This is a genomic window from Kitasatospora sp. NPDC059812, from assembly GCF_042732075.1.
GTDB lineage: Bacteria > Actinomycetota > Actinomycetes > Streptomycetales > Streptomycetaceae > Kitasatospora.
In genome coordinates this window covers 49,603-59,792 of record NZ_JBHWIO010000019.1, presented here as the reverse complement: position 1 = coordinate 59,792, position 10,190 = coordinate 49,603, and the positions used below count along the sequence as shown (strand labels likewise).

The window sequence follows — 10,190 nt, the reverse complement described above, 5'->3', positions numbered from 1 at the left end:
CCCCGCCCCCGCGGCCCCCCCCCCCCGCCGGCCCCCCCCGCGGCCCCCCGCGGGGTGTTCCGCATACACCCCCCGGGCCCGCCCGCCCCCCCCACGCCCCGCCGTCGCGCCGCCTCCTATCGGGCGGCGGCCTCGTGGTGAATCATGGAGGCGGCCGAACGGAGCGAGGGCCTCGGGGCGGATGACACAAGGTCGGCCGTCGGTGGTCCTCATCGAGTGGGACGGGAACAGCATGCCTCTTAGCGGCGAATACCAGCCGAGCCCGGAGAAGTGGGTCAGCGACCAGGTCGCGCTGTACGAGGGCTCCGGGGGCACCGAGGGCACGACGCTCCGGGGCGTGCCGGTGGTCGTCCTCACCAGCCTGGGGGCCAAGAGCGGCAAGATCCGCAAGAACCCGCTGATGCGGGTGGAACACGAGGGGACCTACGCCCTGGTGGCCTCGCAGGGCGGCGCGCCCAAGAACCCCACCTGGTACCACAACCTGGTCGCGCACCCGCAGGTCGAGCTCCAGGACGGCGCCGTGCGCCAGGACATGACGGCCCGTGAGATCGAGGGCGCGGAGCGGGAGCTGTGGTGGTCCCGCGCGGTCGAGGTCTGGCCGGACTACGCCGCGTACCAGATGAAGACGGACCGGGTGATCCCTGTCTTCGTGCTGGAGCCGGAGACCGCCGGTCGTTGACCCCGAACGGCTCGGGCGGGGCCCGGAGCACCGGAAACCGCCCTCCCGCCCGAGCCCTTCGCCCGGCACGGCAGCTCCCGTGCGCGATGCGACGTGACGTGACACGAGCGGAGAACCCGGCCGGAGCGGGTGAACCGACCGGCCCGTCGAGGCGTCCCGATCTTCGACGAGCTCCAGTACCTGATCGATGAGACCGACGTCCGCTGAGCGGTCCCGAAGTGCCGGCCCCCGGCCACGGTCGGGGGCCGACCTCGGTCAGCGCGGGCTTTGACCGGACCGCGTCGCGAGTCATTGTCAAGACCTGGGGACGAGGCAGCTGTCTCGGTCCCGTGGGGTGGTGGGTGGCGGGTGGAGGGAAGATGACTTGAGTCTCCATCAGGGGGAGACGTGAGGGTGGGGGCATGGACAGCGACGGACTTTTCACGATCGGGGCTTTGGCCCGTAGGACCGGACTGACGGTCAAGACCATACGGTTCTACTCCGACATCGGGATCGTGCCGTCGACTGACCGAAGCCCGGCTGGCTACCGGCTCTACGACCTCACTGCGCTCGCACGCCTGGATCTGGTGCGCACTCTTCGCGACCTGGGCCTGGAACTTGCCGTCATTCGGCAGGTGCTGGACCGGGAGGTCTCGGTGTCCGCGGTCGCGGCGGCCCACGCCGACGCACTGGAGGTGCAGATCCGCACCCTCCGGCTGCGACGCGCGGTGCTGCGGGCGGTGGCCAAACGGGGCTCTACTCCCAAGGAGATGGACCTCATGCACAAACTCGCGAAGCTCTCCGACGACGAACGCCGACGCCTCGTCAACGACTTCATCGACGACGCCTTCGGCGGTCTCGAAGCCAACCCCGACTTCGTGGCCCTGATGCGTTCGGCCATGCCCGAGCTGCCCGACGACCCCGAGCCCGAGCAGGTCGACGCCTGGGTCGAACTCGCCGAACTCACCCAGGACCCGGACTTCCGCGCCTCCGTGCGACGGATGGCCCAGCACCAGGCGAACGAGCGCGCCCAGGGCGACACCACCGGCCTGCACCAGGAGCTCACCGAAGCCGTCCGCGACCGGGTCGGCGACGCCCTCGACGCCGGCATCGCCCCGGCCTCCGCCGAGGCTGTAACCGTCGTCGGTGACCTGACCGCCCGCTATGCCCAAGTCTTCAACCGTGCGGACGACGGCGAGCTGCGCGAGTGGTTGCTGACGCGTCTGGAGACGGCCAACGATCCTCGGGCGGAACGCTACTGGCACCTCCTTACCGTGATCAACGCATGGCCCGCCCCGCCGAGCCTTGCGCCCGTGTTCGCCTGGCTCATCGCAGCCCTGCGCGCCGGGACCAGCAGCCCCACCACCGTGTAACCTCCCGCCCGGCCCTCGCAGCCCCTGATCAGGCGGCGAGGGCCTCGGCACGTTCGACGAGCAGGCCGCGGTCGAAGCGAGCGCCGGCGCGGACGAGCGCGACCAGGTGGGCGCCGTTGACGGCGCGCCACCGGCCTGGGCGGACTCGACCAGCTTGGACACCATCGCGAGCCCGGTCCACGCCTCGGACGATTCGCGGTAGCCGTCGGCCATGGCCACCACGTTCAAGGTCGCAGTCCGAACCGTCACCGGCCGCATTCCGGAACGTCGATCGCCCTGCAGTCGTATGCGTCGGCCCGAGGCGCTGGGCGTTCGCATCCGACCACGGTGGACGGCTTGGGCCAAGGCCGGTTCAGGCCAGCACAGAGCCCTAGTTGGGCTACTGGTCGGCGGGCAGGATCGTACCCAACGGCAGCGACAAGCAGCCGAAAGGAACCGGGGCAGCGTCACCGCGGGACGCACCGGGTCCGGACCACTCCCTGTTGCGCGTGTGTCCCGAAGGAGCCCTGCCATGATCCGCACCCGCATCGCGAAGGCCGCCGCGGTCGCCGCCCTCGTCACCCCGCTCGTCACCGCCACCCTGCTTCCGACGCCGCCCCTGGTGAGCATCGACACCATGGGCTGGCAGTAGCAGCCCACTTCGGGCCCACCCGCACGTCACCGGCCCGGGCGCCGCGCCCGTCGCCGCGATGGCGCCGCGCGGCCGGGGCGGTCGCCGAACCGGGGCCGTCGCCGAACCGGGGCGTTCTCACTCTGCTCTCACGTGTTGCGCGCCGGGCTTGTCCATGCGCTGTCGGGCGCACGGTCGAAGGCGAATTCCCTCAGTGCCCTTGAGGCCTGTCGTGGCCCAGATCTCTGGCGACGACACATCCGACCTGCGAACGAAGGAAACGTTCACCATGAAAAGGACTGTGCGCAACGCCCTGCAACTTCTCGCGGTGAGTGCGGTCCTGGCCGGCGGGATGATGGTTGCGACGAGCCCCGCGCACGCGACCCTGCCCGATGTGTCCTGCGGCACGGTCACCTCCGCCGACACCACCGCCGCCGCCCAACTGAACCAACAGCTCACCGGCAGCCTGCGGAACGCGATGAACGCGTACCGGATGTCCTGCGCCCGGGCCATCGTCAACACCGTGCGGGCCAACGGCTTACCGCAGCAGGCCGAGGTCATCGCGATCACCACGGCGATCGTGGAATCCACCCTGCGGAACAACCCGAACATGGAGGACCACGACAGTGTCGGCCTGTTCCAGCAGCGGGCCTCGTGGGGCACCACCGCGCAGCGGCTCGACCCGGCGACGACGACCCGCAAGTTCATCAGCGCGATGCTCTCGACGTATCCGAACAACACGTGGCAGAGCAAGTCGATCGGCGAGGTCTGCCAAGGCGTCCAGCAGTCGGCCTATCCCAGCCTCTACCAGGGGCAGGCGGCCGACGCGCAGAAGATCGTCAACGCCATCGGCCAGAGCCCCGCTATTCCGGTGGGGATGACGGGTTTTGCGTCGGCTGACTTCAATGGTGACGGGAAGACCGATCTGGCGGCGGTGGATGCGGCGACGGGGAAGATGTACCTGTACCCGGGTACCGGTGTCGGTACGTTCGGTGAGCGGAGTCTGATCGGTACCGGTTGGGACACGGTCAGCAATGTGACGCCGGGTGACTTCAACGGCGATGGGAAGGTCGATCTCGCCGCGGTGAACACCGCCAACGGGAATCTGTACGTCTATCCGGGCAATGGCGCCGGCGCGTTCGGCACGCCGTGGTTGGCGGGCACCGGCTGGAACAACCTGGACCACCTCATCGGCGGCGACTTCAACGGTGACGGGAAGTCGGACATCGCCGTGGTCGGTACTGCTGACGGGAATCTGTACATCTATCCGGGTAACGGTGCCGGCTCTTTCGCGGCCCCGATCAACGCCGGTACCGGTTGGAACACCGTGGGTAAATTCGCGAGCGGTGACTTCAACGGTGACGGGAAGTCGGACATCGCCGCGGTAGGCACCGCTGACGGGAATCTGTACATCTATCCGGGCAACGGCGCCGGTTCGTTCGCAGCCCCGGTCAACGCCGGTACCGGCTGGAACATCATGCGCGACCTCATCGGCGGCGACTTCAACGCCGACGGGAAGTCGGACATCGCCGCCGTCCAGGCTCCCCAAGGATCCACCGGCGACATGTACTTCTACCCCGGCACCGGCCAGAGCACCTTCGGCAACCGCACCAACATCGGCACCGGCTGGTAGCCGCCCCCTCCAACCCAGTAGCCGACACACACCATTGACCAGATCGAGGTAGACAGCCATGCCCAAGAACAGCCGCTTCCGCCGCGCGTCCGTTCTCGTTCCGTTAATCGCCGCCCTGGCCGCCGTGGGCCTGACCGCGCCGCCCGCCCAGGCCGGCTCCTCCCTCGGAGGCCCCGTCAACCGATCCGAGATCCTGCAGCGCGCCCAGTACTGGGACGCCCAGAACGTCCAGTACAACCAGGGCGCGACGTACGGGGACGGCGACGGCCACACCTACCGCACCGACTGTTCAGGGTTCATCTCGATGGCTTGGCACCTGTCGGCCACCGGGCTCGGCTCGCCGACCACCAATACCCTCGACAGCCGATCTCTGAGCACGCGCATCAACAAGAGCGAACTCCGCCCCGGCGACGCGCTGGACAACATCAGCGACCACGTCGTGCTCTTCGTGAGGTGGAACAACCAGGCGACCGGGGACTTCACCTACATCCACCAGTCGAACCCGAGGACCGACGTGACCTATGGGAACGGGAACGTCTACAGCGGAAACATCTCGAGCTACCCGGCAAGCAGCTACGTGGCCCTCCGTCTCAACAAGGTCGTTGAGGACAACACCACGCCTCCGCCGGCGACTCCGGTGGGGATGACGGGTTTTGCGTCGGCTGACTTCAATGGTGACGGGAAGACCGATCTGGCGGCGGTGGATGCGGCGACGGGGAAGATGTACCTGTACCCGGGTACCGGTGTCGGTACGTTCGGTGAGCGGAGTCTGATCGGCACCGGTTGGGACACGGTCAGCAATGTGACGCCGGGTGACTTCAACGGCGATGGGAAGGTCGACCTCGCCGCGGTGAACACCGCCAACGGGAATCTGTACGTCTATCCGGGCAATGGCGCCGGCGCGTTCGGCACGCCGTGGTTGGCGGGCACCGGCTGGAACAACCTGGACCACCTCATCGGCGGCGACTTCAACGGTGACGGGAAGTCGGACATCGCCGCGGTCGGTACTGCTGACGGGAATCTGTACATCTATCCGGGTAACGGTGCCGGCTCTTTCGCGGCCCCGATCAACGCCGGTACCGGTTGGAACACCGTGGGTAAATTCGCGAGCGGTGACTTCAACGGTGACGGGAAGTCGGACATCGCCGCGGTAGGCACCGCTGACGGGAATCTGTACATCTATCCGGGCAACGGCGCCGGTTCGTTCGCAGCCCCGGTCAACGCCGGTACCGGCTGGAACATCATGCGCGACCTCATCGGCGGCGACTTCAACGCCGACGGGAAGTCGGACATCGCCGCCGTCCAGGCTCCCCAAGGATCCACCGGCGACATGTACTTCTACCCCGGCACCGGCCAGAGCACCTTCGGCAACCGCGCCAACATCGGCACCGACTGGTAGACCCTGGGTGACGAACCCGCTCTGACGCGAGAACCCGCCCCGGGCCCGGCGGGTTCTCGCGTCAGAGGCGCACTGCTTCGACACGACCGCCGGCTGACCCTGTGTCGAGACCGTCGTACGGGCGGTCCGCCGCTGCCGGATCATCGGGGCGCGGAGGTGAAGGCCTGCGAGGTAGCTCTCAGGTGTCTTGCCGTACCTGGTGCGGGACCTGCGGCAGCGAGGTGACGCCCTGGAGGGGGCGGGTGCGCACCCATCGACAGGGCGCGCCGCTGTCAGAGTTCGGGGAGCGGACAGCCCCGGCCGCTGCCGATCAGCTTGTTGACGACGCTCAGCGCGTCCTCGTGGCGGAACAGCACGGCGTACGGCAGTGCCGCCGCCGAGTGCCGTCGTACCAGTGTGGTCTGGTCCTCGGGAAGTTCCGGGTCCGCGACCAGCTCGGCCTGTGCGAGCAGTTCGGGTTGGTCGGTGCGGACCAGCTCCGCAGCGCAGAACCGTTCGAGTTGGTCCGGCCACGCCACGGCGACGCTCGGGCGCGGCCCGGGGGCAGCCGCCGGCGTCGCCAGCCAGGCCCGCACCGGGTCGTCGGAGGGTACGCGGCCGGGTTCGAAGAACGACCAGAACGTTCCCGGCCACATGGCGGAGGCGCGGTAGGCGGTGATCGACACATGGCTGCCCGTGGTCAGGTCGACTGCCAGGTGCACCGGCACGCCTTCCTCGTACCAGTGCGCTCCGTACTCACAGACGGCGAAGCGACGTCCGTCGTGGTCGAGGAGTACGAACGAGGTGTTACGGCGGCGCTTGGTGGCCAGGTCATGCCGTGTCACCAGGACGTCCAGCAACTCCTGGTGCCGTTCCGGTAGTTCCTCGCGGGAGAGGTTGAGCACGGGAGCCTCCAGGTCGACTGTTCGGCGGATCGGGTTCCCACTCTGCCCGTCCGGGAGCGATGAGGTGTGCGAATTAGATGTTTCCGGGACGTCCCGTCGCAGCCGATCCGGTCCGAACGCCCGGCGGTGGCCAAACGGCGAACCGGCCGGTGGCATCCGGGCATCCGGGCGTCCGAACCACGGACCGGCAAGCGTTCTCGGCCGACCCGCACCTGCTCTGAACTGCGCGTTCACCCCCGCCCGTAGGCACGGGTGAGAGGGCGCCGAGGCGCCCCACAGTTTCGAGCCCCGAGGAGTTCCCGTTGGTCCACCACATCGAAGATCCGGCCCGCCGCAGGGGCAGGTGGCGAAGGCCGCTCGTGGCCTTCGCCACCGCGACCGCCGTCGTGGGAGTGCTCGCGGCTCCCGGCATCGCGCCCGTGGCGAACTCCTTCGGGAGCCCTTCACCCTTCTTGTCCTGGCATCAACTGATGGACATCCAGGGCAAGATGAACGAGACCGCTTCGGCCGTGGAACAGGTGTCGGGTCAGATCGGCAGCCAGGCCCTCGCCGGCGTGGTCGCCGCCCCCGAGACGAAGCACCTCACGATCTACTGGCACGGCGAGCTGGCGCCCGAGGTCCGGGCGGTCGTCGCGCACAGCCCGGTGCGCGTCGACGTCAAGTCGGCGCCGCACAGTGCGCAGGACCTGAAGGACGCCTCGCGCGAGGTGACGCGCATCGCCGATTCCGTCGGAGTGCGGATCACCGACGTGGCGATGCCGCAGGACGGGAGCGGCCTCACCGCGACCGTGGTGGGCGGCGAGGCCGACGCACAGCGGCTGCGGCGGGCGGTGGCGTCCGTGAGCGTTCCGGTGACGGTCGAAGCGAACGGCACGGAGTCGATCAGCCTCGGCGAACCCTCGCGCCGGAGCGATCCGAGTGCCGGCGGCGCGCAGATCATCGCACCGTTCTGCAGCACGGCGTTCGCGATCAAGTACCGCGACGAGAACGCCATGCTCACCGCGGACCACTGCTTCATGCCGAACAACGAGACCAACGTCCGGTACGGCGTGGACGATTCGGGCGGACAGGGGCCGGCGATCGGCACCCGGATCTCGCCCCACATCGTCCGCCAGGACGAGAGGGGGCCCGTCTACCTCGACGCGGCCGTCATCAAGCCGTCTTCGAACATCACGATGGACCAGCAGATCTGGACGGGCGGCGCGGCCGACCAGTCCAGCATCTCGCAGACCAAGAAGTGGGTGAGCGCCGCGCAGGTGGCGCACGAGGGGAACTGGATCTGCAACGAGGGCTCCCGCTCGGGCGAGATCTGCAACATCCAGGTCACCACCAAGGTGACCGACTACTACGCCAAGGGTCCCGACAACCTGGGCGGCGAGATCGAGCACCACTACATGTACGGGTGGAAGGCCCTCAAGCAGTTCACCGCCGCCGACAACTCGTCCATCGCGGCCCGCAGGGGTGACAGCGGAGGGCCCGTCGTGCTGGGAGGCGGCCCGGGCCTGCCGGGGGCGCCGCCCAACATCACGGCCCTGGGCATCGTCTCGGCCACCACGGGTGGAACCTGGAGCTGCAAGACGCCGGGGAAGACGATGGCGACCACCTGCTCGGGCGGCATCATGTTCGTCGGCCTGGAGGACGCCCTCCCCATGCTGGGCGCCAAGATCGGCGTTCGCGACTGGAGCACCGGGCACGTGAGCTGGGAGGACTACGGCAGCGGCGGCGGGGGCGTGGCGATGGGCTCCGACCCCAAGCCGCACGACCACACCGAACTGGTCGACGGCAACGGTGCGGCGATGGCCTACGACCTGCCGAGCGGCCGGCTCGTCGGCAGCCAGCCCGGTGACCCGCGGGCCGACTGGGAAATCCTCCAGACGACGGACGGCGGCTGGATGTTCCGGAACCTCGCCGCCCCCAACGAGTACCTGGGCCAGTCCGCCGACGTCGGACTCCAGATGTCGGACTGGGAGGGCGGCCACTGGTACTTCCACCTCCAGATCAAGGGCGGGAACTGTCTCGCACTGTGGCCCGGCGCGAGTGTGCCGAACAGCATCGCGACACCCGGCAACGCCCCGTGCGACCACAACGACGAGAACCAGCTCTTCAAACTGGTGCCGGTCGGCGACGAGGACGCCGACCTGCCGAGCACGCCCGGCCCCCCGCCCGCGGACAGCCTGCACCTGCCGTCCCAGCAGCCGCCGGTGAAGCCCTCCGGGCCTTCCGTGGACGCGGCCTACTCCTTCCTCGCCCAGCGCCTCGACGCCCACGGCACCGGCAGCACGCTGCGCGTGCCCCGCAGCTACCAGGGCGGGCACTTCGAGGACCCGAAGCTGTTCGGCCCGGACGGCTTCCAGGCCTCCTTCACGTACGACAACGCGCTCGTCATCACCGCGTTCCTGCAACGCGGCGGAACCGACGACGTCGCCCACGCCACGGCGCTCGGCGACAGCCTGCTGTACGCCCAGGCCCACGACATCACCCCGGACGGCCGCATCCGCGCCTCCTACGAGCCGGACCCCTTCGTCAAGACCCCGTCCGGCGAGCCGTACGTCGGCGGGTTCTCCGTCTACACCGGGAACATGGCCTGGGCCGGCATGGCGCTCACCCGGCTCTACCGGGTGACCGGCCAACAGCGCTTCCTGGACGGGGCGTTGAAGGCCGCCAACTGGATCCAGAACAACACCGCGGACACCCGCGGCGCCGGCGGCTACACCGGCGGCCTGCGCAACGACGACGGCACCGGCCAGACGATGGTCCCGCTCACCTGGAAGGCCACGGAGCACAACATCGACACCGGCGCCTTCTTCGCCATGCTCGCCGGCGTCACCGGCGACGCGGGCTGGGCGCAGCGCTCCACCAACGCGTTCCGGTTCGTGAAGTCCGTGCAGGCCGCCAACGGCCACCTGTGGACGGGCACCGGCCTGGACGGGGTGACCACCAACGACGACGTCGAGCCGGAGGACGTGCAGACCTGGAGCTACCTGGCCACCCTCGACCCGTCCTACGCGCCCGCCGTCGACTGGGCGGCCGGGCGGATGGCGGCCACCGACGGCCCGTACAGCGGGGTGGGCTTCAGCGGCAAGGACACCAGCGGCGTCTGGTTCGAGGGCACCGCCCACCTGCTGGCCGCCTATCAGGTCCGCCGCGCGGACGGCGACGCCGCGAAGGCGGCGACCCTGATGGCGACCCTGCAGAAGGCCCAGAGCGGTGCGGCCAACACGGACGGCAAGGGCATCGTCGCCGCCTCGCACGACGGCCTGGACACCGGGGAGGGCGACTTCTACTACTCCTCCCTCCACACCGGGGCGACCGCCTGGTACGTGATCGCCGCACAGGGCGGCAACCCCTTCCGCCTGTGACTGGCAGTCGCGGACGCCGCACCGACGGCGGCCGCGACTCGCGGGACCGCAGCGTCAACTCCCCAGCGACCAGCCCGACGACTACGACCGGGCCTGCGAGGTCGAGGCCCTGGCTGAGGTGATCGGCCTGCGCGGCCACGGTCCCGTCAACCTTTTCGCGGGCTGTGGGTCGGTTGCCAGATGAGTGGGGGGGGGGGCGGGGGGCGGGGGCCCCCCCCAGGCGGGCGGGGGGTGAAAAAAAAAACCACCCCCCCCACCACCAACAAACACAGGA

Annotated in this window: 6 protein-coding genes and 1 pseudogene; 5 read left to right on the top strand and 2 right to left on the bottom strand. The window is 69.4% G+C overall.

The genetic code is table 11. The features are described from left to right. Positions 1-232 precede the first annotated feature (232 nt). Both ACFV6D_RS12890 and ACFV6D_RS12885 read left to right on the top strand, forming a co-directional pair. Positions 233-679 (top strand): nitroreductase family deazaflavin-dependent oxidoreductase, encoded by a 447-nt coding sequence (locus ACFV6D_RS12890; protein WP_380559637.1) that lies wholly within the window; start codon positions 233-235, stop codon positions 677-679. A gap of 401 nt (positions 680-1,080) precedes the next feature. Next, the gene (locus tag ACFV6D_RS12885) at positions 1,081-2,031 is read left to right on the top strand and encodes a MerR family transcriptional regulator (protein WP_380559591.1); all 951 of its coding nucleotides are present in this window, start codon (positions 1,081-1,083) and stop codon (positions 2,029-2,031) included. 28 nt (positions 2,032-2,059) lie between these two features. On the opposite strand, the pseudogene ACFV6D_RS12880 reads toward ACFV6D_RS12885, so the two are convergent. Beyond that, positions 2,060-2,205: pseudogene (locus tag ACFV6D_RS12880) on the bottom strand (IS256 family transposase); the annotation flags it as partial. Positions 2,206-2,873: 668 nt separating this feature from the next. Here ACFV6D_RS12880 and ACFV6D_RS12875 point away from each other — a divergent pair. Beyond that, positions 2,874-4,274, top strand: a complete 1,401-nt coding sequence (locus tag ACFV6D_RS12875; RefSeq protein WP_380559589.1) for an FG-GAP repeat domain-containing protein — start codon at positions 2,874-2,876, stop codon at positions 4,272-4,274. A 58-nt stretch (positions 4,275-4,332) separates the two neighbouring features. Further along, positions 4,333-5,673 carry an FG-GAP-like repeat-containing protein gene (locus ACFV6D_RS12870; RefSeq protein ID WP_380559587.1) on the top strand — a complete coding sequence of 447 codons (1,341 nt, stop codon included), beginning with the start codon at positions 4,333-4,335 and terminating at the stop codon, positions 5,671-5,673. 272 nt (positions 5,674-5,945) lie between these two features. Here ACFV6D_RS12870 and ACFV6D_RS12865 read toward each other — a convergent pair whose 3' ends face one another. After that, on the bottom strand, positions 5,946-6,557 hold the full coding sequence (locus ACFV6D_RS12865) for a hypothetical protein (RefSeq protein WP_063351879.1): 612 nt from the start codon (positions 6,555-6,557) through the stop codon (positions 5,946-5,948). 470 nt (positions 6,558-7,027) lie between these two features. On the opposite strand from ACFV6D_RS12865, the gene ACFV6D_RS12860 reads away from it, so the two are divergent. Then, complete coding sequence (locus ACFV6D_RS12860; RefSeq protein WP_159398638.1) at positions 7,028-9,916, top strand: trypsin-like serine protease; 2,889 nt, start codon at positions 7,028-7,030, stop codon at positions 9,914-9,916. The last annotated feature ends 274 nt before the right edge of the window (positions 9,917-10,190 follow it).